This is a genomic window from Halomonas saccharevitans (genome assembly GCF_032333995.1).
Classification (GTDB): Bacteria; Pseudomonadota; Gammaproteobacteria; order Pseudomonadales; family Halomonadaceae; genus Halomonas; species Halomonas saccharevitans.
Genome location: NZ_JAVXUR010000001.1, coordinates 451195 through 472223, shown reverse-complemented (window position 1 = coordinate 472223; position 21029 = coordinate 451195). Strand labels below are relative to the sequence as shown.

The 21029-nt window shown below is 67.4% G+C and carries 18 protein-coding genes; 14 read left to right on the top strand and 4 right to left on the bottom strand.

Annotated elements, in window-relative coordinates; translation table 11 throughout:
• Positions 1 to 177: 177 nt before the first annotated feature.
• The 3 genes from RSO68_RS02195 (at position 178) to RSO68_RS02185 (ending at position 3718) form a co-directional block, all read left to right on the top strand.
• Positions 178 to 450 carry an HU family DNA-binding protein gene (locus tag RSO68_RS02195; RefSeq protein WP_089850121.1) on the top strand — a complete coding sequence of 91 codons (273 nt, stop codon included), beginning with the start codon at positions 178 to 180 and terminating at the stop codon, positions 448 to 450.
• A gap of 175 nt (positions 451 to 625) precedes the next feature.
• Positions 626 to 2464, top strand: a complete 1839-nt coding sequence (locus RSO68_RS02190; RefSeq protein ID WP_315585270.1) for a SurA N-terminal domain-containing protein — start codon at positions 626 to 628, stop codon at positions 2462 to 2464.
• 198 nt (positions 2465 to 2662) lie between these two features.
• On the top strand, positions 2663 to 3718 hold the full coding sequence (locus RSO68_RS02185) for a CobW family GTP-binding protein (RefSeq protein ID WP_315585269.1): 1056 nt from the start codon (positions 2663 to 2665) through the stop codon (positions 3716 to 3718).
• Positions 3719 to 3780: 62 nt separating this feature from the next.
• On the opposite strand, the gene RSO68_RS02180 is transcribed toward RSO68_RS02185, so the two are convergent.
• Positions 3781 to 4542, bottom strand: coding sequence for a UDP-2,3-diacylglucosamine diphosphatase (locus RSO68_RS02180; protein ID WP_315585268.1), 762 nt, complete (start codon positions 4540 to 4542; stop codon positions 3781 to 3783).
• A 116-nt stretch (positions 4543 to 4658) separates the two neighbouring features.
• The gene (locus RSO68_RS02175; RefSeq protein WP_089852474.1) at positions 4659 to 5165 is read right to left on the bottom strand and encodes a peptidylprolyl isomerase; all 507 of its coding nucleotides are present in this window, start codon (positions 5163 to 5165) and stop codon (positions 4659 to 4661) included.
• 176 nt (positions 5166 to 5341) lie between these two features.
• On the opposite strand from RSO68_RS02175, the gene RSO68_RS02170 reads away from it, so the two are divergent.
• On the top strand, positions 5342 to 7051 hold the full coding sequence (locus tag RSO68_RS02170; protein WP_315585267.1) for a glutamine--tRNA ligase/YqeY domain fusion protein: 1710 nt from the start codon (positions 5342 to 5344) through the stop codon (positions 7049 to 7051).
• A gap of 11 nt (positions 7052 to 7062) precedes the next feature.
• The gene (cysS, locus tag RSO68_RS02165) at positions 7063 to 8481 is read left to right on the top strand and encodes a cysteine--tRNA ligase (RefSeq protein ID WP_315585732.1); all 1419 of its coding nucleotides are present in this window, start codon (positions 7063 to 7065) and stop codon (positions 8479 to 8481) included.
• Positions 8482 to 8563: 82 nt separating this feature from the next.
• Here cysS and RSO68_RS02160 read toward each other — a convergent pair whose 3' ends face one another.
• A complete protein-coding gene (locus RSO68_RS02160) occupies positions 8564 to 9559 on the bottom strand; it encodes a DUF1853 family protein (RefSeq protein ID WP_315585266.1) in 996 nt (331 codons plus the stop codon).
• Positions 9560 to 9650: 91 nt separating this feature from the next.
• Between RSO68_RS02160 and osmF the strand changes: the two genes are divergently transcribed.
• The 9 genes from osmF (at position 9651) to RSO68_RS02115 (ending at position 20476) form a co-directional block, all read left to right on the top strand.
• Positions 9651 to 10565, top strand: coding sequence for a glycine betaine ABC transporter substrate-binding protein OsmF (osmF, locus tag RSO68_RS02155; RefSeq protein WP_315585731.1), 915 nt, complete (start codon positions 9651 to 9653; stop codon positions 10563 to 10565).
• Between the two features lie 7 nt (positions 10566 to 10572).
• Positions 10573 to 11739 carry an ABC transporter permease gene (locus RSO68_RS02150; protein WP_315585265.1) on the top strand — a complete coding sequence of 389 codons (1167 nt, stop codon included), beginning with the start codon at positions 10573 to 10575 and terminating at the stop codon, positions 11737 to 11739.
• Positions 11736 to 12680 carry an ABC transporter ATP-binding protein gene (locus tag RSO68_RS02145; RefSeq protein ID WP_315585264.1) on the top strand — a complete coding sequence of 315 codons (945 nt, stop codon included), beginning with the start codon at positions 11736 to 11738 and terminating at the stop codon, positions 12678 to 12680. Before RSO68_RS02150 ends, RSO68_RS02145 begins: the two co-directional genes overlap by 4 nt.
• Complete coding sequence (locus RSO68_RS02140; RefSeq protein ID WP_315585263.1) at positions 12673 to 13401, top strand: ABC transporter permease; 729 nt, start codon at positions 12673 to 12675, stop codon at positions 13399 to 13401. The genes RSO68_RS02145 and RSO68_RS02140 overlap by 8 nt, the downstream gene beginning before the upstream one ends.
• A gap of 249 nt (positions 13402 to 13650) precedes the next feature.
• Positions 13651 to 14871 carry a thiamine pyrophosphate-dependent dehydrogenase E1 component subunit alpha gene (locus RSO68_RS02135; protein ID WP_315585262.1) on the top strand — a complete coding sequence of 407 codons (1221 nt, stop codon included), beginning with the start codon at positions 13651 to 13653 and terminating at the stop codon, positions 14869 to 14871.
• Between the two features lies 1 nt (position 14872).
• Entirely contained in the window at positions 14873 to 15850 is a 978-nt protein-coding gene (locus RSO68_RS02130; RefSeq protein WP_315585261.1) for an alpha-ketoacid dehydrogenase subunit beta, read from the top strand.
• A gap of 28 nt (positions 15851 to 15878) precedes the next feature.
• Positions 15879 to 17561 (top strand): dihydrolipoyllysine-residue acetyltransferase, encoded by a 1683-nt coding sequence (locus RSO68_RS02125; protein ID WP_315585260.1) that lies wholly within the window; start codon positions 15879 to 15881, stop codon positions 17559 to 17561.
• A gap of 174 nt (positions 17562 to 17735) precedes the next feature.
• A complete protein-coding gene (locus RSO68_RS02120; protein WP_315585259.1) occupies positions 17736 to 19583 on the top strand; it encodes a protein kinase domain-containing protein in 1848 nt (615 codons plus the stop codon).
• 50 nt (positions 19584 to 19633) lie between these two features.
• The gene (locus RSO68_RS02115) at positions 19634 to 20476 is read left to right on the top strand and encodes a hypothetical protein (RefSeq protein ID WP_315585258.1); all 843 of its coding nucleotides are present in this window, start codon (positions 19634 to 19636) and stop codon (positions 20474 to 20476) included.
• Positions 20477 to 20508: 32 nt separating this feature from the next.
• Here the strand turns inward: RSO68_RS02115 and RSO68_RS02110 are convergent, their stop codons facing one another.
• Positions 20509 to 21027, bottom strand: a complete 519-nt coding sequence (locus RSO68_RS02110) for a winged helix DNA-binding protein (protein ID WP_315585257.1) — start codon at positions 21025 to 21027, stop codon at positions 20509 to 20511.
• Positions 21028 to 21029: the final 2 nt, after the last annotated feature.

Genomic DNA, 21029 nt, shown 5'->3' with positions numbered 1-21029 from the left:
GGTAATTTTTCTCGCCATGCCGGAGGACAAAGCCCGGTATGGCGGGGTTTGGCTGGTAAGGTTGCTTGACAGGGCTTTCGCCGCATTGCTATAAACTATCGCCATGCTGTGATCGTGTCAGTCAGCCGAAAGTCTCGCCGATTAGAGCCAATTTACGAAATAGTCAAGGGGTGAAGTGTGAACAAATCCGAGCTGATCGAAGCTATTGCCGCGTCTGCCGACATTCCCAAGGCGGCTGCTTCCCGCGCATTGGATGCCATGGTCGACACCGTGTCAGAGAGCCTGAAGAAGGGCGACAGCGTGTCCCTGGTGGGGTTTGGTACCTTCACCGTCAAGGAGCGTGCTGCTCGTACTGGCCGTAACCCGCAGACCGGCCAGCCGATCGAGATCAGCGCTGCCAAGGTGCCGAGCTTCAAGGCCGGCAAGGCGCTCAAGGACTCCGTCAACTGAGGCAACGGCGCCTGCCGTAGCATTGACGGTGGCATTGACGGTGGTTACTTCAACAGGCGCATCGCCCCGGCGGTGCGCCTGTTCCCGTTCATGGGTATCAACGCCGCGCGTCGCGAGGCGCTCGGTTAGGCGTGTAACATACGCGACCCGACTCATTTGATCCGCAGAGGCCTGCATGCTGCAAAGTATTCGTGACCGCTCCAGGAGCTGGGGCGCCAAGATCATCATCGGTGCCGTGGTCGTGACCATGGCACTGTTTGGCGTGGAATCGCTGGTCGGGCTGCTGGGCAACAGCGGCGATGAGGTTGCCCAGGTCAACGATGAGCCGATCACCCGCCAGCAGCTCGAGATCGAGGTGCAGCGCGCCATCCGCAGTGGCCAGGTGCCACCGGACCAGGAGCGCGCGCTGCGCGCCGAGATGCTCGACATGCTGATCACCGAGCGACTGCTGACACAGTATGCCGAAAAGGGCGGCCTCTACGTCTCCGAACAGCAGCTCGATCAGCTGATCGTCACCCTGCCGGAGTTTCAGGATGCCCAGGGTCGCTTCGACCGTGAGCTGTTCCGCAATCGCCTGGCCAGTGCCGGCTTCACGCCGCTGTCGTTCCGTCGTCAGCTGAGTGTCGACCTGAAGCGTCAGCAGGTCCAGCAGGGCCTGGCCGTCAGCGACTTCACCCTGGAAGAGGAGCGCGAGCGCCTCGCCGAGCTGCAGCGCCAGACCCGCACCTTCCGCCACTACGCCCTGACGCCGGACGACCTTGCCGCCAGGCCCGAGATCGCCGAGCAGGATCTGCAGGCCTACTACGACGCCCACCAGGATGACTACCGCCGCCCCGAGCAGGTCAAGCTCAACTACGTGGTGCTCGATCGCCAGCAGATGGCCGGCGAGGTCGAGGTGAGCGAAGAGGCGCTGCGCGAGGCCTGGGAGTCCGGGTCGGCCGAGGCCGATCGCCGTGTCTCGCACATCATGGTGAGCTTCAGTGACAGTGATGGGGGCGACGACGCGGTTAGCCGTGAACAGGCCCGGGCGCGCCTAGAGCAGGTTCAGGCGCGTCTCGCCGAGGGCGAGGCGTTCGACGAACTGGCAGCCGAGGTCTCCGACGATTCCTCGACCAGCGATGCCGGTGGCGACCTGGGCGTCATCTCCCGCGGCTTCTTCGGCGAGGCCTTCGAGAACGCCGCCTTCGCCCTCGGCGAGGGAGAGGTCTCCGGTATCGTCGAGACCGATAACGGCCTGCACCTGATCAAGGTCACCGAGTTCGATCGCCCCGCCTTCGAGGAGCGCAGTGAAGCGCTGCGCGCCGAGCTGGCCCTCGAGCAGGTCGACGACGCCTTCAACGAGCGCGCCCAGCGCCTGATCGACGACAGCTTCGCCGCCGACGATCTGGCAAGCGTTGCCGACGATCTCGGGCTCTCGCTTGAGCAGAGCGACTGGATCGGTCGCGAGGGGGGGGAAGGCGTGCTCGCCGAGCCCGGCGTGATGGAGCAGGCCTTCAGCGGCGACGTGCTGGAGGAGGGCTACAACAGCGAAGTGATCGAGCTCGACGAGGACCGTCGCCTGGTGCTGCGCGTGGCCGAGCATCGCGACGCCACCACGCTGCCGCTTTCCGAGGTGCGTGATGAGGTCGAGGCCGCCGTGCGCGAGGCCAAGACCCGCGAGGCGCTGGTGGAGCTGGCGACCCGGCGCGTCGAGAGCCTGCGTGCCGGCGAGACGCTCGACATCGACTGGCAGCAGGCCGAGTCGGTCAGCCGCCAGGGCGGCAGCGCCCTTCCTGAGGCGCTGGTTCAGGCCGCCTTCCGCCTGCCGCACCCCGAGGGCGAGCAGCCGGTCTTTGGGCACGCCGTGGACGGTGAGCGCGTGGTGCTGATCGCCCTCGAGCGCGTCCAGGACGGTGAGCCCAATGCGCAGATGGAGGGCTTCGTCGCCAAAATGGCGGAGCGCCTGCGGGCCCAGGCCGCCATCCAAGGCCTGCTCGACGACCTGCGCGATAAGGCAAGCATCGACCGGCTCTGACGATAAGCCCCGAGCTACAAGCGCCGAGCTACAAGCAAACCCCGAGGCCATTGTCTCGGGGTTTGCTTTTTTCCGAGAGCAACATACTGATGGCCGCTTGGCCGCTTGGCCGCTTGGCCGCTTGGCCGCTTGGCCGCTTGGCCGCTTGGCCTTTATGTTATCTTGTAACATTCTTGCCGCGAACACCCAGGAGCCCCCATGTCCGCGCCGCTCTCCGCCATCCCCGTCCATCTGATCACCGGCTTTCTCGGCAGCGGCAAGAGCTCGCTGACCCGGCGCTTGATCGAGCAGAAGCCCGCCGAGGAGCGCTGGGCCGTGGTGATCAACGAGTTTGGCCGGGTGGGAATCGACCAGGCGATGTTCGAGGAGCGCGACGACCTGGTGGTCAAGGGGCTGCCCGGGGGCTGCCTGTGCTGCCAGCTGGCCTTCGTGTTGCAGGCGTCGCTGGTGAACCTGCTGCATCGCCATCGCCCGGATCGGCTGATCATCGAGCCCTCGGGGCTCGGCCATCCGGCGGGCCTTATCGAGGTGCTGCGCGGCGAAGGCCTGGCCGAGGCGCTGGCAGTGCGCGACGTGATCACGCTGCTCGACCCGCGCCGGCTCGATGACCCGCGCGCCCGGGCGCATGAGACCTTCCGTGACCAGCTGGTCATGGCCGACGGCGTGGCGCTGACCATGACCGACCTGGCCACCCCCGCGCAGGTGCAGGCGGCGAAGGACTGGCTCGGCGAGCTGTGGCCGCAGAAGCGCTGGATTCGCGAGACGCCCCATGGGGACCTGTCGTTCGCAGTGCTGCACGAGGGTGGGCTTCACGCCGTCGGCGCCCAAGCGCCCGCCTCGCCGATCCATCGGGCGGCCCGCGAGGGCGCGTTACACTTGGAGCAGGACTCGGAGTACGACGCGGCACAGGAAGCGATGACCGCCGCGCAGGAGCCGGTCCCCGGCAGGCCGATCCGCGATGAGGGGGCCTCGCTGGGTCACGCGACCCTGGGCTGGCGCTGGCACGCCCAGGAGGTCTTCGATCTGGATCGCCTCTCGGCGCTGCTGGGCGAGCTGCCCGCGGCCCTGAGGGTCAAGGGGGTGCTGCACACGGCCGATGGCTGGAAGCTCTACAACCGCGCCGCGGGCGCGGTCACCTTGTCCGGCACGGCCTGGCGGCGCGATTCGCGTCTGGAGCTGATCGGCGAGGCGGGTCGCCTGCCGGATGCCGAGGTGCTCGAGGCTCGGTTGGCAGGCTGCCTGATCGATCGATAGCGCCGGCGATGTCTTGGAAGCGTTGCCGGTCGCTCGGCCGCTCGCTGAAGAGATGCGCCCCGTCAGGACAGCGCGAATTCTCTGAGGTGCGGTTCACCGCCACCCTCGACGACGATCTCCCAGCCCCGGTCGGGCTGCCAGTCGCCCAGTACCAGGCGCTTGGCCGGGGCGCCGTTGACCTCGAGGTCATGCACGGCCGGGCGATGGGTATGGCCGTGGATCAGGGTATCGACCCCATGGGCCCGCAGCGCCTCGACCACTTCGTCGGGGGTGACGTCCATGATGTCCTCGGCCTTGTTGGAGTTGGCCTCGCCTGACTGGTCGCGCAGCTGTTTCGCGAGCTGGAGCCGCTCGGCGATCGGCATGCCGAGCACCTGTGCCTGCCACTGCGGGTCGCGAGCCTGACGGCGAAAGGCCATGTAGGCCTCGTCCCGGGTGCACAGGCTGTCGCCATGCATCAGCAGCACCGGGCGCTCGCCCAGGGTCACCACGCTGGGGTCCGGCAGCAGGCGGGCGCCGGCGGCCTTCGCGAAGCGCTCGCCCAGCAGGAAATCGCGGTTGCCGTGCATCAGGTAGATGGCGGTGCCGGCCTCGGCGAGGGTCTTCAGCGCGTCGGCGACGCGGGAGGCCAGCTCGGCGGTGCCGGTCGGATCGCTGGCGCCGAGATCCAGCAGGTCGTCGCCGATCCACGCCTCGAAGAAGTCGCCGAGGATATAGACGGCCTCGGCGGCCGGGGCACGTTCGGCGAGCCAGTTCAGGAAGCCGTCGGTGATCTCGGGGGCGGCGGGCTGCAGGTGCAGGTCGGATATCAGCAGGGTGGTCATGGTTGGCCCGGTTGGCAGAGGGAAGGGGTCGCCGGTGGCGCGTTTCGGAAGGTGAAACGCACCACGCCCGCCGGGCCTCAAGGGCCCTGGCGGGCGTGGTGCGAGCGTGGTGGGGATCAGACCGCAGAGTCGTCCTTCACGTAGGCCTTTTGAATGATCACGTCCTCGGCGGGCACGTCGGCGTGCATGCCGCGACGGGTCGTGGAGACGTCCTTGATCTTCTCGACCACGTCCATGCCCTCGACCACTTCGCCAAACACGCAGTAGCCCCAGCCCTGGATGCTCTTGCCGCTGTGATTGAGGAAGTCGTTGTCGGCAATATTGATGAAGAACTGCGCGGTGGCCGAATGGGGATCCTGAGTGCGCGCCATGGCCAGGGTGCCCTTGGTGTTGGTCAGGCCGTTATCGGCTTCATTGTCGATCGGGTCGCGGGTCGGCTTCTGGTTGAAGTCGCTGTCAAAGCCGCCGCCCTGGACCATGAAGCCCGGGATCACGCGATGGAAGAGGGTGCCGTCATAGAAGCCGTCGCGCACGTACTGCTCGAAGTTGGCGGCGGTCTTCGGGGCCTGGTCGTGATTGAGGGCGATGGTGATATCGCCAAAGTTGGTCTGAAGTACGATCATCGATTCGTTCCTGTGTGCGGTAAAGGGAGCAATGGGGGATGCGCCTTGGCGCTGCCCATGGGCGTGGCGCTATAATAGCGGTTTTGCTTCGATGCGCGAAGGCGGGAGAATGGCCTTCATGTCCTGTCCGTGCACCGAGCCAGGCCCGCGATTCAACCAGAGGTTGCCCCACCGACATGACCACCGAGACTACCAGCGCGCCGAACTTCATCCGCAACCAGATCCGCGAAGAGATCGAGGCCGGGCGGACCGGGAAGGTCGTCACGCGCTTTCCGCCGGAGCCCAACGGCTTCCTGCATATCGGCCACGCCAAGTCGATCTGTCTGAACTTCGGGCTTGCCGAACACTTCGGTGGCGACTGTCATCTGCGCTTCGACGACACCAACCCGGCCAAGGAAGAGCAGGCCTACATCGATGCCATCAAGGAAGACGTCAGCTGGCTGGGCTTCGAGTGGGCCGGCCCGGTGCGCTTCGCCTCGGACTACTTCGACCAGCTTTATGCCTGGGCTCAGCACCTGGTGCGTGAGGGCAAGGCCTACGTCGACGACCTCTCGCCGGACGAGATCCGTGAGTACCGCGGTACCCTGACCGAGGCGGGCAAGCCGAGCCCCTACCGCGAGCGCGACGCGGACGAGAACCTCGACCTGCTCGAGCGCATGCGCGTGGGCGAGTTCGCCGAGGGCGAGAAGGTGCTGCGGGCCAAGATCGACATGGCCTCGTCCAACATCAATCTGCGCGACCCGATCCTCTACCGCATCCGCCACGCCAGCCACCACCAGACCGGCGACACGTGGAAGATCTACCCCTCCTACGATTTCACCCATGGGCAGTCCGATGCCCTCGAGGGCGTGAGCCACTCCGTCTGCACCCTGGAGTTCGAGGATCACCGCCCGCTTTACGAGTGGTTCCTCGATAACCTGCCGGTGCCGGTGACCCCGCGTCAGATCGAGTTCGCGCGGCTCAACCTTAACTACACCCTGACCTCCAAGCGCAAGCTCAAGCTGCTGGTGGACGAGCAGATCGTCGACGGCTGGGACGACCCGCGCCTGCCGACCATCTCCGGCATGCGGCGCCGCGGCTACACGCCGGGCTCGATTCGCAAGTTCTGCGACATGATCGGCGTGACCCGTGCCGACGGCGGCCTGGTGGACATCGCCATGCTCTATCACGCCATTCGCTCGGACCTCGAGGACAACGCCCCGCGGGCCATGGCCGTGCTCAAGCCGCTCAAGGTGGTGCTGACCAACGTGCCCGAGGGGCATGAAGAGGTCTACGAGGTGCCCGGTCACCCGGCACGCGAGGACATGGCGGTGCGCCGCGTGCCCCTGACCCGGGAGCTCTACATCGACGCCGACGACTTCATGGAAGAGCCGCCCAAGAAGTTCTTCCGGCTAGCGCCGGGCAAGGAGGTGCGTCTGCGCAACAGCTACGTGATCTGCTGCGACGAGGTGATCAAGGGCGAGAGCGGCGAGATCGAGGAGCTGCGCTGCTCCGTGGACTTCGACACCCTCGGCAAGAATCCGGAGGGCCGCAAGGTCAAGGGCGTGATCCACTGGGTCAGCGCCGAGCACGGCGTACCCATGGAGGTGCGTCTCTACGACAACCTCTTCCAGGTCGAGCAGCCGGACAAGGACAAGGACGCCGACTTCCTCGACCACCTCAATCCCGACTCGCTGATTACCGTGCAGGCGATCGGCGAGCCGAGCCTCGCCGAGGCCACGCCCGAGAGCCGTTTCCAGTTCGAACGCGTCGGTTACTTCTGCGCTGATCGCCACGCCTGCCGGGATGGCAAGCTGGTGTTCAACCGCACCGTGGGCCTCAAGGACGGCTGGGCCAAGGTGAAGAAGCAGGAAAGCCAGAAGACCGCGCAAGACAATAAAGGATGAGCATGAGCGCCATGCAGATCTACAACACGCTGACGCGCCGCAAGGAGCCGCTCACGCCGCTCGAGCCCGGCAAGGTGCGCATGTACGTCTGCGGCATGACGGTCTATGACTACTGCCATCTGGGCCACGCCCGGGTGATGGTGGCCTTCGACGTCATCACCCGCTACCTGCGCGCGCGGGGCTTCGAGGTGACCTACGTGCGCAACGTCACCGACATCGACGACAAGATCCTCAAGCGGGCCGACGAGAACGGCGAAACCATCGCCGCGCTCACCGAGCGCATGATTGCCGCTATGCACGAGGACGAGGCACGACTTTCCGTGCTGCCGCCGGACAGCGAGCCTCGCGCCACCGGCCATATAGGCGAGATCATCGCCATGATCGAAACGCTGATCGACAAGGGCTTCGCCTACGCCGCCGACAACGGCGACGTCTATTACCGGGTGCGCCGCTTCGCGACCTACGGCGCGCTGAGCAATCGCGACCCGGACGAGATGCGTTCAGGTGCGCGCATCGAGGTGGACGAGCACAAGGAGGACCCGCTGGACTTCGTGCTCTGGAAGGCGGCCAAGCCCGCTGAGGCGAGCTGGTCGTCGCCCTGGGGCGAGGGGCGCCCCGGCTGGCACATCGAGTGCTCGGCGATGTCCACCTGCTGCCTGGGGGAGACCTTCGATATCCATGGCGGTGGGCCGGATCTGATGTTCCCGCACCACGAGAACGAGATCGCCCAGAGCGAAGCCGCCACCGGCCAACGCTACGTCAATACCTGGATGCACGCCGGGGCGGTGCGGGTGAATCAGGAGAAGATGTCCAAGTCGCTGGGCAACTTCTTCACCATCCGCGACGTGCTCGAGCACCACGATCCGGAGGTGGTGCGCTACCTGCTGGTGGCCAGCCACTACCGCAGCCCGATCAACTACGCCCCCGAGTCGCTGGCCGACGCCCGCAAGTCGCTGGAGCGCTTCTACAATGCGCTCGAAGGGCTGGCGCTCGACAGCATTGCCGATGAGGCGACAACGCTCGATCAGCCGGGCGAGGGCGGCTACGGCGCACGCTTCATTGCCGCCATGGACGACGACTTCAACACCCCCGAGGCGCTCTCGGTGCTCTTTGACCTGGCCCGCGAGCTCAATCGCGCCAGGAAGGACGCGCCGGACCGGGCGCCGGCGCTGGCCGCCGAGCTCAAGCGCCTGGGTGGGGTGCTGGGGCTGCTGCAGCAGGATCCGGCGAGCTTCCTCAAGGCCGGTGCCGCTGACCTGCCGCTCTCGGAAGACGAGATCCAGGCGCAGATCGAGGCGCGTGCCGCGGCCAAGAAGGCCAAGGACTTCGCTCGCGCCGATGGGATCCGCGACGAGCTCGCCGCGCTGGGGATCATCCTCAAGGATTCCCGCGAGGGCACGACCTGGGTCTTCGAGACGCCTACCGGCTGAGTCTCCGCCAGACCCTCGGTCGTCTTAAGCGCGCTCGGCCTCTGCTCTGCAGGGGCCGGGCGTGTCGCGTTCGGGCGGGGCGTCAGAGACGCGGCGCGGACGGCAGCGGGATCTGCTGCGGCCAGTCGTTAGGCACCAGGACGAAGCGCCTGGCGGCATTGTCGGGATGGTGAAGCACGATCTGGATGGGCCGAGCGGCGGCCTGGAAGTGTGCCGTCAGCCGTCTGCTCAGCGTCGACAGGGATTCCAGATCCTCATGGCGGGGCAGGGCGAGCCAGTGCGGCTTGTGCAGCCAGGCGCCGCGCGTGCCCGGCGGCAGGCAGGCGCTCAACCGGGGCCAATCCTGCACGTACAGCCAGCGGCCTCGCAGGTGGTCGGGCGTGGCGTCGCGCGGCGCCGGCAGAGCAGCGTGCCAGGGATAGAAGAGCACCCCCGGCATCGCCAGCCGCACGGCCGTGGCGGGATCGTTTGCCGAGGAGGGCTGTTCTGCCGGATCCGTGGGCGATAGAAGCGGATGAAGCGCCTCGATGGCCTCCGGAGTTCGCGCCAGTCGCAGTTGGTGATGGAAGAGGTGGTCGCGCTTGGCGAGCAGGCTGTCGGCACCGCCCGGGCCGATCCAGCGCGCCTGGCTGTCCGGCGTGCCGGGACCCTCGACGAGTCCTAGATAGAACTTGATCGCCACCTCCAGGTGCACCGGGCGAGGATCGTCGCGGCGCGCGTAGAGCAGGTCCAGCTCGCCCAGGGTGCGCTTGCCCTGATAGATGCGCAGGTTGTGGGCCAGCAGTCGCGTGGCGGGCGCCTCGTCGAGCAGGAACTGCCAGAGCCGCTCATGATAGAGCCCCATCCGCCCGCGCAGGGCGGGGGCGAGATGCGCCTCGAGGCGGCCCGGCGAGCGCTCGTGTTCCAGAAGCCAGGCCGCCAGGCGTTCGTCATCGGCGAGTCCCAACTCGGCGCGGGTTGGGCGCGTGGCCCCGGGCATGTCGACGAGGCACGGCGCCAGCAGGATCCAGCCCAGGTCGCGGACCAGCGGATGACGGCAGTGATCGAGCAGGCGTTGCGCCGAGGCGGAGAGGGGCATGGCGATGAACCGACGTTGACGCCCGTGTCTGACATTGAAGCTGTACAGGCCTTATACTCAGGATACATTCATAAGGAACCGGGTGAACATGATGATTCGTCCTCTGTCTCGCTGCGTCTCCCTGGCGGCCGCGTCGCTGATCACCATCTCCGCGGCTCAGGCCCAGGATCCCGTGGTGATCTCCTCCAAGATCGATACCGAAGGCTCGGTGCTCGGCCAGCTGATCCTGCAGCGACTGGAGCAGGGCGGCGTCGATGTCGAGGACCGCCTGCAGCTCGGCGGCACCAGCATCGTGCGCGAGGCGCTGTTGGCTGGCGAGATCGATCTCTACCCCGAGTACACCGGCAACGGCGCTTTCTTCTTCGACATGACCGACAGTCCGGTGTGGAACGACGCCACCGAGGCCTTTGAAACCGTGCGGGAGCGCGACGCCGAGGCGAACGATCTCGTCTGGCTGACGCCGGCCGAAGCCAACAACACCTGGGCGATCAGCGTGCGCGGCGAGTTGGCCCGCGAGCATGAGCTGTCGAGCCTCGAGGATCTGGCGAGCTACCTCGACGACGGCGGCGAGTTCAAGCTGGCGGCGAGCGCTGAGTTCGTGGAGTCGCCCCAGGCGCTGCCGGCCTTTCAGTCGGCCTACGGCTTCGATCTCGGTGAAGAGGAACTGCTGGTACTCTCTGGCGGCAACACCGCGGCGACCATGCGCGCCGCCGCCCAGCAGACCAGCGGCGTCAATGCGGCCATGACCTACGGCACCGACGGCGGCCTGCAGGCCCTGGACCTGGTGGTCATGGATGACACCCTTGGCGTGCAGCCGGTCTATCAGCCGGCGCCGGTGGTCCGCGAGGCGATCCTCGACCAGCATCCCGAGATCGCGACCCTGCTCGAGCCGGTCTTCCAGGCGCTGGACAAGGAGACCCTGCAGCGTCTGAACGGCGACGTGGCGGTGAACGGGCGCGCTCCGGACGCCGTGGCGGCCGAGTTCCTCGATACCCTGGGCAACTGAGGCGACCTTGCCTTCCGAGCGCCCCCGTCACAATGTCGTGCTGCTGAGCCTGTCGCTGGTCGGCCTGCTGGTCTGGCTGGCCCTCGATACGGTGAGCGTGGCACCTAATCGCATCGTCCCCGGTACCTCCTATGGCCTGGCGGAGTCGCTCGGCTGGGGCGGCGTCCTGGTCTCGGCGCTGCCCCTGCTGGCGCTAGCGGCGCTGGCCCGGCGGCCGACGCCGAAGAGCCTGCGCATCGCCCTGGGGCTCGTCGTGGTGCAGCTCGCCACGCTTCCGCTATGGCTGTCCCTGGCGGCGCATCGCCTGGTCGATCCCGGTGCGGTGGGCGCGCGCTTAGGGATCGGCGCCGGCGTCTGGCTGCTGCTGTTCCTGCTGCTGATGCTGCTGGTGGAGCTGCGCAGCCGACTAGCGATATCGCGCCTGGCCGGTGCGGCGCTGCTGGTGATGCCGCTGGCCGTGCTCGGATGGTGTCTCACCCAGTGGCTAGCGCCCCTGGCGCTGTGGCAGGAATACCTGGGGCGTCGCGACCAGTTCCTCGGCGCCATCCTCGAACACCTGGCGCTGGTTGGCGTCGCGGTGGGGGTGAGTCTTGTGCTCGGGGTAGCCGCAGCGCTGGCCATGCGCCGCTGGCAGGCCGCCCAGCGGATCGGCTTTGGCGTGCTCAATTTCCTGCAGACCATCCCCAGCATTGCGCTCTTCGGCCTGCTGCTAGCTCCGCTCGCCTGGCTCTCGGCGCACGTCGAGTGGCTGGCGGCACTGGGGGTCAGCGGTATCGGCTGGGCCCCGGCGCTACTGGCGCTGGTGGGCTACAGCCTGCTGCCGATGGTGCGCAACACCTTCGTGGCACTGGAGGCGGTGGACCCCGGCGTCATCGACGCCGCCCGCGGCATGGGCATGAGCCGCGGCCAGGTGTTTCGCCAGGTTCGACTGCCGCTGGCGCTGCCGGTGATCCTCGAGGGCGTGCGCATCACCACGGTGCAGGCCATCGGGCTGACTGCGGTGGCCGCGCTGATCGGCGCCGGCGGCCTTGGCACCTTCATCTTTCAGGGACTCGGGCAGGCCGCCATGGACCTGGTGCTGCTGGGCGCGCTGCCCATCCTGGTCCTGGCGCTGGTCGCCGACGCCCTGCTGGGGGCACTGACCGACACGCTACGCCCGGGAGGGGCCGAATGATCGATCTGATCCACGTCACCAAGCGCTTCGGTGATGCCGTCGCGGTGGACGACATCTCGCTGAGCGTGGCGCGCGGTGAGCTCTGCGTGCTGGTCGGCACCTCGGGCTGCGGCAAGTCGACCACGCTGCGCATGATCAACCGCCTGATCGAGCACAGCGAGGGCGAGATCCATATCGACGGCCAGCAGATTCGCGACTTCCGCGAGGAGCACCTGCGCCGGCGCATGGGCTACGCGATCCAGAGCACGGGGCTCTTCCCCCACTGGACGGTGGCGCGCAACATCGGACTGGTGCCGCGCCTGCTCAAGTGGCCGGCCGCTAAGGTCAGGGCGCGGGTCGAGGACCTGATGGCGCTGCTCGGGCTCTCCATGGCGGAGTTCGCCGACAAGTATCCCCATCAGCTCTCCGGCGGCCAGGCACAGCGGGTGGGCGTCGCCCGGGCGCTGGCGGCGGACCCCGAAATCCTGCTCATGGACGAGCCCTTCGGTGCCCTGGACCCGCTGACCCGCGAGAGCTTGCAGGAGGAGCTGCGCGAACTGCAGTCGCGGCTGCAGAAGACCATCGTTTTCGTCACCCACGACATGGACGAGGCCCTGCGGCTGGCGGATCACCTGGTGGTGATGCACCAGGGGCGGATCAAGCAGCAGGGGCGGCCGCTGGAGCTGCTGCGCGAGCCGACGGATGACTTCGTCGAGTCTCTGCTCGGCGGCGAGGATCGCGGCCTGAAGGAGGCGGCGCTGCTGCCGGTCAGCCAGCGGATGCTGCCGCTGGGGCCGCGCCTGCTGGCGCGCGAGCGGATCGTCCAGCAGGCCAGCCTGCGCGAGGCGTTGTCGCTGATGCTGTGGCGCCATGCCGAGCGGCTCACCGTGGTCGACGATGACGACCTGCCGGTGGGCGAGCTCTCCTTGCGCCGCCTGGTGGGGGTGCGCAGCGATGACTGAGTGTCGCCGGCTGATCGTGCCGCTGTGCTGGTTCTCGCTGCTGCTGGCCGCCACCCTGGGCATGGGGCAGCTGGAGGGGCTCTTCCGCTTCATCGAGCCCGGCAGCCGCCAGGTGATCTATGAACGCGCCGATTTCCTGAGCCTGCTGGGCCGCCATCTCTTGGTGGTGGGCGCGGCGGCGGTGCTGGCGATCCTGATCGGGGTCGGCGCCGCCATCGCCGTGACCCGCCCGCGGGGCCGCGACTTCCTGCCGCTGGTCAGCCAGCTGGCGTCCATGGGGCAGACCTTTCCGCCGGTGGCAGTGCTGGCGCTGGCCGTGCCGGTGCTGGGGTTCGGGACCCTGCCGATCATCGTCGCGCTGCTGCTCTACGGGCTGCTGCCCATCGTGCGCAACACCCTGGTGGGGATCCTCGGCATCGACCCGTCGGCGCGCGAGGCGGCGCGGGGCATGGGCATGAGCAGCGGCCAGATCCTGCGCCAGGTGGAGCTGCCCCTGGCCGCCCCGGTGATCCTCGCCGGCATCCGTACCTCGGTGACCATCAATATCGCCACGGCGGCCATCGGGGCCACCGTGGGGGCGAGCAACCTGGGCGACCCGATCATCTCGGGGATCGTCAATGGCAACACCGCCTATGTGATTCAGGGGGCGCTGCTGATCGGCCTGCTGGCTCTCAGTGTCGATAGCCTCTTCAGCCGGTTGCCGTCGCCCATCGTGCGCTGAGTTCGCCTATGTCCGCGCGAGCGTTCCTCGCACTCCTCTGAGCCACTTACTCGCGCGCTTCTCTGTCGTGCGTCTCTCGGGTGCCTCAACTTACCCGGTCCAGGCTCGTGCGCTCGCGCTCGATCGGGGACTACCCAACTCGTCCAGTTTACGTTAACGTCAAGATTGTTGCGTTGACCGGCCCCGGGGCGACCCCCTGGCGGACCGGAACATTAAAGACAACACTGCCCCCAAAAGGGGCACAGGATCATGACGATGACAACAACAGCGGACATTCACGAGCCGACCTTCCTGGCCGGTGACGAGTTCAGCATTCCGACCTTCCGCCTGCTCAAGCAGGACGGCACCCTGTATGAGGGAGCGAAGGCGCCCGAACTCGACAAGGCACGGGCCCTGGCCATCTACCACGCCATGGTCGCCACCCGGGTGCTCGACGAGCGTATGCTCGCCGCCCAGCGCCAGGGGCGCCTCTCCTTCTACATGCAGTGCACCGGCGAAGAGGCCGCGGTGGTCGGCGCCACGGCGGCGCTGGACGACGCCGACATGATCATGGCCCAGTACCGTGAGCAGGGCGCCCTGATCTATCGCGGCTTCACCTTCGACGAGTTCATGAACCAGCTGTTCGGCAACGAGCTGGACTACGGCAAGGGTCGCCAGATGCCGATCCACTACGGGTCGCGCAAGCTGCACTACATGACCATCTCGTCGCCGCTGGCGACCCAGATTCCCCAGGCCACCGGCTACGCCTACGGCCAGAAGCTAGCCGGCGACGGCCAGTGCACCGCGGTGTTCTTCGGTGAGGGCGCCGCCTCCGAGGGCGACTTCCACGCCGCCCTGAACATGGCGGCGGTCCACGAGGCGCCGGTGATCTTCTTCTGCCGCAACAACGGCTATGCGATCTCCACGCCCTCCATCGAGCAGTTCGCCGCCGACGGCGTGGCGCCGCGGGCCTTCGGTTATCGCATGCACGTGATCCGCGTCGACGGCAACGACATCCTGGCGGTCTACTCGGCCACCCAAGAGGCGCGCCGGATCGCCGTGGAGCACAACCAGCCGGTGCTGATCGAGGCCATGAGCTATCGCCTGGCCGCCCACTCCTCCTCGGACGATCCCTCCGGCTATCGCTCGAAGAAGGAGGAAGAGGCCTGGCGGGAGAAGGATCCCCTCCTGCGTATGCAGCGCTGGTTGGACGACCTCGGCTGGTGGAGCGACGACGAGGAGAAGGCGCTTCAGGAGAGCCTGCGCCGCGAGGTGCTGGAGACCATGAAGCGGGCCGAGAAACGTCCGCCGCCGCCCCTGGACAGCCTGGTGACGGATGTCTACGCCGACGTCACCCCTGAGCTGCAGCGTCAGCTCGACGCGCTGAAGCGTCATATCCGCCAGTATCCGGACGCCTATCCCAAGGGGGCGCGTGCCCTGGACCCGGACGTGCGAGCCGGCGACGACACCGCGGCCAAGGGAGAGAAGTGAGATGCCGACCATGAACATGCTGCAGGCCATCAACAACGCCCTGGACATCGCCATGGGCGAGGACGAGAAGGTGCTCTGCTTCGGCGAGGACGTGGGCAGCTTCGGCGGCGTCTTCCGCGCCACCAGCCACCTGCAGGAGAAGTACGGCCGCGCGCGCTGCTTCAACACGCCTCTTGTTGAGCAGGGCATCGTCGGCTTCGCCAACGGTCTGGCCGCCCAGGGCTCGGTGCCGGTTGCCGAGATCCAGTTCGCCGACTATATCTTTCCGGCCTTCGACCAGATCGTCAACGAGACCGCCAAGTTCCGCTACCGCTCCGGCGATCTGTTCAACGTCGGCGGCCTGACCATCCGTGCGCCCTACGGCGGTGGCATCTCCGGCGGGCTCTATCACTCCCAGTCGCCGGAGGCCTACTTCGCGCATACCCCCGGTCTCAAGGTCGTGGTACCGCGCGATCCCTACCAGGCCAAGGGCCTGCTGCTGGCCGCCATCCGCGACCCGGATCCGGTCATCTTCTTCGAGCCCAAGCGTCTCTATCGCGCTTCCGTCGGCGAGGTTCCGGAAGAGGACTACCAGCTGCCCATCGGCGAGGCCGAGGTGACCAAGGAGGGCACCGACGTGACCCTGGTCGGCTGGGGCGCGCAGATGGAGGTGATCGAGCGTGCCGTGGAGCTGGCCGAGAAGGACGGCATCTCCTGCGAGGTGATCGATCTGAGAAGCCTCTTGCCCTGGGATGAGGACACCCTGGCCGAGTCGGTCTTCAAGACCGGTCGACTGGTGATCACCCATGAGGCACCGCGCACTGGGGGCTTCGCCGGCGAGATCGCCGCGGCCGTCCAGGAGCGCTGTTTCCTGTACCTGGAATCGCCCATCGCCCGGGTGACCGGCCTGGATACACCCTTCCCGCTGACGCTGGAGAAGGAGTATCTGCCGGATCACCTGAAGATCGTCGAGGCCATCCGCGAAAGCGTGAATTTCTGACGACCGGATCCAGGACAGGAGAGACAAGATGACAGATTTCAAGCTGCCCGATATCGGCGAAGGTATCGTGGAGTGCGAGGTGGTGGAGTGGCGCATCCAGGAGGGTGACGTCATCGAGGAGGACCAGCCGGTGGTCGAGGTGATGACCGACAAGGCGCTGGTCGAGATTACCGCCCCCGAGGCGGGCCGGGTCTCCCGGCTCTTCGTGCCCAAGGGCGAGATCGCCAAGGTGCATGCGCCGCTGTTCGCCTACGAGGCCGAGGGCGAGTCGGCCGGGTCCCCCGAGACATCATCGGTCGATACATCGGCGCCTGAGCAGAAGACCGATCAGCCGGAGAGCCAGGCTGCGCCCGCCGATCGGCAGGAGGGCGCACGCCCGGCCGCGCCCGCCAGCGCCGCTGCCAAGGACTTCATCCTGCCGGACCTCGGCGAGGGCATCGTCGAGTGTGAGGTGGTGGAGTGGCGCATCGCCGAGGGGGAAACCATCGAGGAGGACCAGCCGGTCGTCGACGTGATGACCGACAAGGCCATGATGGAGATCACCGCCCCCGAGGCGGGGCGCGTGGCGAAGCTCCACGTGCCCAAGGGCGAGATCGCCAAGGTGCACTCGCCGCTGTTCGCCTACGAGCCGGCCGACGGTGACACCACCGATGGCGAGCCAGCCGGCGGCGTGCATGAGTCTTCCGCCGCGACCTCGGGTGCGACGCCACAAGCGGCCGCTACGAACGCACCCGCCGCCGCGCCCGGTGAGATGTCCCGTGAGACGAGCGGGCAGGGTCCCCACGGGCGGATCCCGGCGAGCCCGGCGGTGCGCCGCCTGCTGCGCGAGCACGGGCTGCGCCTGGAGCAGGTGCCGGGGTCCGGCAAGCAGGGCCGGGTGCTGAAGGAGGACGTCCAGGCCTTCCTGTCGCGAGGCGAGACGGAAAGCGTAGACGCGTCTCCCGCTGCGGCGTCGCCCGCTGCCGAGAAGCCCCAGGCGCCCGCGCGCTCAGCAGGCTCCGAGGGCGAGGAGCGCGTGGAGCCGATGCGCGGCATCCGCGCCGCCATGGCGCGCAAGATGGTCGCCTCGGCCTCCACGATCCCGCACTTTCAGTACGGCGAAGAGCTCGACGTCACCGAACTGCTGGCGCTGCGCGAGCGCTTGAAGCCCGAGGCTCAGGCCCGGGAGGCGCGCCTGACGCTGATGCCCTTCTTCATGAAGGCGATGGCGCTTTCGATCCGCGACTTCCCGATCCTCAACAGCCGGCTCAACGAGGCGGGCGACGAGATCCACTACCTGCCGTCGTGCAACATCGGCATGGCCGTGGACGGCAAGGCCGGCCTGATGGTGCCCAACGTCAAGGGCGTGGAGCGCTTGAGCCTGCTTCAGATCGCCGGCGAGATCCAGCGTCTGACCGAGGGTGCCCGCGAGGGCAGAGTGGCCTCCGCGGACCTGCAGGAGGGCACGATCAGCATCTCCAATATTGGTGCCCTGGGCGGCACCTACGCCGCCCCGATCATCAACGCCCCGGAGGTGGCCATCGTGGCCATCGGCAAGACCCAGTGGCTGCCGCGCTTCGATGCCGACGACAACGTCGTCAAGCGGGCGATCATGACGATCACCTGGGCGGGGGATCACCGCCTGATCGACGGCGGCACCATCGCGCGTTTCTGCAATGCCTGGAAGGGCTATCTTGAAGCCCCGGAGACGATGCTCCTCCATCTTGGATAAGCACATATGCTCCAGCTCCCAACCATGCCGGGGACCGGGGGCAAGGCGTAGCGAGGGTCCTTTGCCAAGGATGGCAAAGGTAGCGCCCAGGGATGGGTTTACAGCGCCCTCGCGGAGGCTTGCCGACGGGAGGCCCGACGCTAATCCGCTGGAGTGTGCAAGGAATCCCACGTCATGACCCAGGCGTCCCTGCAGCAGTTCTACATCCCGGAAGAGCAGTCGATCTACCTGCTCAGCCAGGACGACGCCCGCAAGCTCAAGGCGTGGGTGTCGCTGTGCCAGGCCCAGCTGGAGCAGCTGGGCTACCGGGGCATCGAGCTGATCGGCAAGGGCGCCTACGGCTTCGTGTTCGCAGGCTTCACCGGGGTGGGCGAGGAGTACGTCTTCAAGTTCACCCGGGTCAACCTGCCCCAGCGCCTGCAGGACCGCCTCGAGGAGGAGGCCTTCATGCTGGAGCAGGTCGACCACCCGCGGGTGCCGAAGCTGATCGTCTTCCAGCGGGTCCGCCGCCAGTCGATCCTGGTGATGCAGCGGGCCCCGGGCTTCAACCTCGAGGAGGTCTCGCTGCAGCGGGGGCGGCTCTCGCCGCGCCTGGTGGTGCGCATCGCTGACCAGCTGGCCGATATCCTGCGCGCCCTGCGCCGGGAATCGGGGCCCGCCGGCAAGCCGGTGGTGCACGGCGACATCAAGCCCTCCAACCTGGTCTTCGACGCATCAAACGAGACCATCGCGCTGATCGACTGGGGCTCCTCGGTGTTCGCCCAGCTCGATGCCAACCAGCAGTTCGTGGCGACCAACGTCATGGAGCTGATGTCGGACAACCTGCAGCAGACCAACGCCCGCCTGGGCGATGTCTATTTCATCGGCGAGGAGCAGTTGAACGGCGCGCTCTCCTCGCCGCGCTTCGACGAACAGGGCGCAGCCGCCACCCTCTATGCGCTGGCCTCGGCGCAGTCCTGCCGCTTCGGCCATCGGGCCATTCCGGCCACCTCGCTTGGCCTGCCCATGGAGTTCGCACGCATGCTCGACGGCATGCTCGATCCCGACCCGCGCACGCGCCGGCGCGCCGGCGATCATTTCATCCGTGAGATGCCGCGCCTGGGTCGGCTGGTGATGCTCGACCTGCCCACGCCCCAGGAGGCGCCGCTGGTGCCGGTCTGGAGCCGTCCCGCCGGACGCGAGATCGATACCGTCGTCTACAGCTCGCGCAAGTCCTTCCTGCGCGAGGAGGGCGGTCGCGAGACACTTAACGACGTCAACGACGTCCAGCTCGATCGCTATTACAAGAACTTCATGCAGAACATGGGCGAGACCGAGAAGGCCTTCCTGGCCGCGGTCAGCCGGCTGGGCCGCTATCCGGTGGTCGGCGGGCTGGCGGTGCGCTGGGAGGCCGAAGGCGTCTACATCGACACCTCGCTCAACCTGCACGACCCCGACCTCAAGCCGGCCTTCATCGCCGCGGTCAACAACATGGTGACGCTCGCCCGGGCGATCCATCGCCGCGGGATCTTCAAGAGCTGCCTGTTCAATGCCCGCGACACCCTGCACCTGGAGCGCGAGAGCGTCGATCGGCCCTTCGTGCTCACCCCCGGCATGCGGCTGCACTACGAGGTCAGCGCGGTGCCGGAGCTCGAGAACCGCTCGCGCCTGCACAGCTACTTCGAGGACGGCCCGGATCCCGAGGAGTTCCTGGTGCTGCCCGAGGCGATCATCACCTCGCTGGAGGCGCTCAACGATATCCACCATACCGGCATGATCATCTTCGAGGCGTTGCCCGAGCACCTGAAGATCCATAGCCACTACCGGCTGCTCGACCCCTCCCGGGAAGCGGAGTTTCGTCGCCGGCTCGAGGACATCCTCGATGCGGTGGGGCTGATCGAGGGGCTCGGGGTCTCGGGCTTCATGAAGATGCCCTACAAGGACACCCGCTTCTTCGCCCATATCGAACGCCAGCCCGAGCGTTTCTATCCGCGCAATCCTCGCCAGGCGGCCGAGCTGTCGGCGGCGCGCGAAAGCCAGTAGGCTAAGGGTTTACCGGGTTTCTCGTCGCACAGGGAGGTGGGTCGACGCCTATGATCCAGCTGTTGCTGATCAAGCTGCTGGCGACGGCTGGCATCGTGATGTTCGTCGCGCTGTCGGTGGGCCGCCTGGGTCCCAGGCTCGGCGGCATCCTCGCCGGCACCCCGGTGATTCTCGGGCCCGGCTACTTCTTCATGCTGCGCGAACAGTCGGCGGACTTCGTGCAGCAGGCCGTGCTCTCGACCCTGCAGGCGCTGGTGGCGACGCTGCTCTTCACGGTGTGCTTCGTGGTGAGCGCAGCACGGCGCTCGTCCCTTCATAGCCTGGCGCTCTCAAGCCTGCTCTGGGTGCCCGGCGCGCTGCTGTTCACCCGGTTGCCGGGCGAGCTCGTTGGCGTGGTCGTCGCCTTCCTAGCGGTGCTGGCGCTGGCGGAAGGGATCAACCGCCGACTGAGGCTGGGCCAGGCGGTGGTGGTGGCCAGTGCCGGCTGGTTCGACCTGCTGCTGCGCGGGCTCCTGGCGGGGACGCTGGTGAGCCTGGCGACGACGCTGGCCGCACGCTCAGGGCCGGCCCTCTCCGGCGTCATCCTCGGCTTTCCGGTCGGTATCCTGACCATCGCCTGGGCGCTCTCCGAGCGCTACGGGGTCGAGGTGGCCCGCATGACCGTCAGCATGACCCAGCGGGGCATGCTGAGCCTGCTCGCCTTTTGCGTCGTCAGCTATCTGTGCGTGGGCCATCTGCCGGGCATGCTGGTCTTCGCCCTGTCGCTTTCGGCGTCGATGACCACCAGCTTCCTGCTCTTCATGTTCAGTTTGTGGCGGGCCCGGCGGCTCTATTCCGGCCACCAGCGCCTTAATGTTGGTGAATCCAGCGTCGCGGCCGACCCGGAACCCTGACCGCCGCTGCGCGAAACCCGGAGGGGGCTCGCCTAGAGCGAGGCGGCGGAGCGCGCGGCCTGGTCGTAGAGCCCGGACATGGCCCGCAGCAGGCCCGCCAGGCGGCTCATCTCCTCGCGCTCGATGCCCATGGAGGAGAGCGAGTCGACCAGGCAGGCCTCGCGGATCTCGGCGTAGCGGCTGCAGGCCTCGCGGCCAAGCTCCGTGGTGCGAAACAGGCTCTCCTTGCCCTGCTTCTCGCCGGCCACCAGCCCCAGGCGCCCCAGCTTCTTCAGGGCATAGGTCACCGTGTGGGTATCCTCGACGTTGAGCACCAGGCAGATGTCCGCCTGGCGCTTGGCGCGCTCCCGGTGGTTGACGCTATGCAGCACCAGCACGTCCAGGGCGCCGAGCTCCGGATAGCCGCTGGCCGTCATGCAGCGCACCATCCAGCGGTCGAAGGCATGCCCGGCGATGATCAGGCCGAACTCGAATTCCGAGAGTTCCTGGCTGCTGCGCGACAGGTGCTCCGAGGAGACGATGGGGCCGCGGGATATCCGTTCACGCGTCATGT

Excerpts from the sequence above, each read along its gene's own strand:
- RSO68_RS02190 (WP_315585270.1), top strand. The coding sequence starts at position 626 with ATGCTGCAAAGTATTCGTGACCGCTCCAGGAGCTGGGGCGCCAAGATC.
- RSO68_RS02185 (WP_315585269.1), top strand. The coding sequence starts at position 2,663 with ATGTCCGCGCCGCTCTCCGCCATCCCCGTCCATCTGATCACCGGCTTT.
- RSO68_RS02180 (WP_315585268.1), bottom strand. The coding sequence starts at position 4,542 with ATGACCACCCTGCTGATATCCGACCTGCACCTGCAGCCCGCCGCCCCC.
- RSO68_RS02175 (WP_089852474.1), bottom strand. The coding sequence starts at position 5,165 with ATGATCGTACTTCAGACCAACTTTGGCGATATCACCATCGCCCTCAAT.
- RSO68_RS02170 (WP_315585267.1), top strand. The coding sequence starts at position 5,342 with ATGACCACCGAGACTACCAGCGCGCCGAACTTCATCCGCAACCAGATC.
- cysS (WP_315585732.1), top strand. The coding sequence starts at position 7,063 with ATGCAGATCTACAACACGCTGACGCGCCGCAAGGAGCCGCTCACGCCG.
- RSO68_RS02160 (WP_315585266.1), bottom strand. The coding sequence starts at position 9,559 with ATGCCCCTCTCCGCCTCGGCGCAACGCCTGCTCGATCACTGCCGTCAT.
- osmF (WP_315585731.1), top strand. The coding sequence starts at position 9,651 with ATGATTCGTCCTCTGTCTCGCTGCGTCTCCCTGGCGGCCGCGTCGCTG.
- RSO68_RS02145 (WP_315585264.1), top strand. The coding sequence starts at position 11,736 with ATGATCGATCTGATCCACGTCACCAAGCGCTTCGGTGATGCCGTCGCG.
- RSO68_RS02140 (WP_315585263.1), top strand. The coding sequence starts at position 12,673 with ATGACTGAGTGTCGCCGGCTGATCGTGCCGCTGTGCTGGTTCTCGCTG.
- RSO68_RS02135 (WP_315585262.1), top strand. The coding sequence starts at position 13,651 with ATGACGATGACAACAACAGCGGACATTCACGAGCCGACCTTCCTGGCC.
- RSO68_RS02130 (WP_315585261.1), top strand. The coding sequence starts at position 14,873 with ATGCCGACCATGAACATGCTGCAGGCCATCAACAACGCCCTGGACATC.
- RSO68_RS02125 (WP_315585260.1), top strand. The coding sequence starts at position 15,879 with ATGACAGATTTCAAGCTGCCCGATATCGGCGAAGGTATCGTGGAGTGC.
- RSO68_RS02120 (WP_315585259.1), top strand. The coding sequence starts at position 17,736 with ATGACCCAGGCGTCCCTGCAGCAGTTCTACATCCCGGAAGAGCAGTCG.
- RSO68_RS02115 (WP_315585258.1), top strand. The coding sequence starts at position 19,634 with ATGATCCAGCTGTTGCTGATCAAGCTGCTGGCGACGGCTGGCATCGTG.
- RSO68_RS02110 (WP_315585257.1), bottom strand. The coding sequence starts at position 21,027 with ATGACGCGTGAACGGATATCCCGCGGCCCCATCGTCTCCTCGGAGCAC.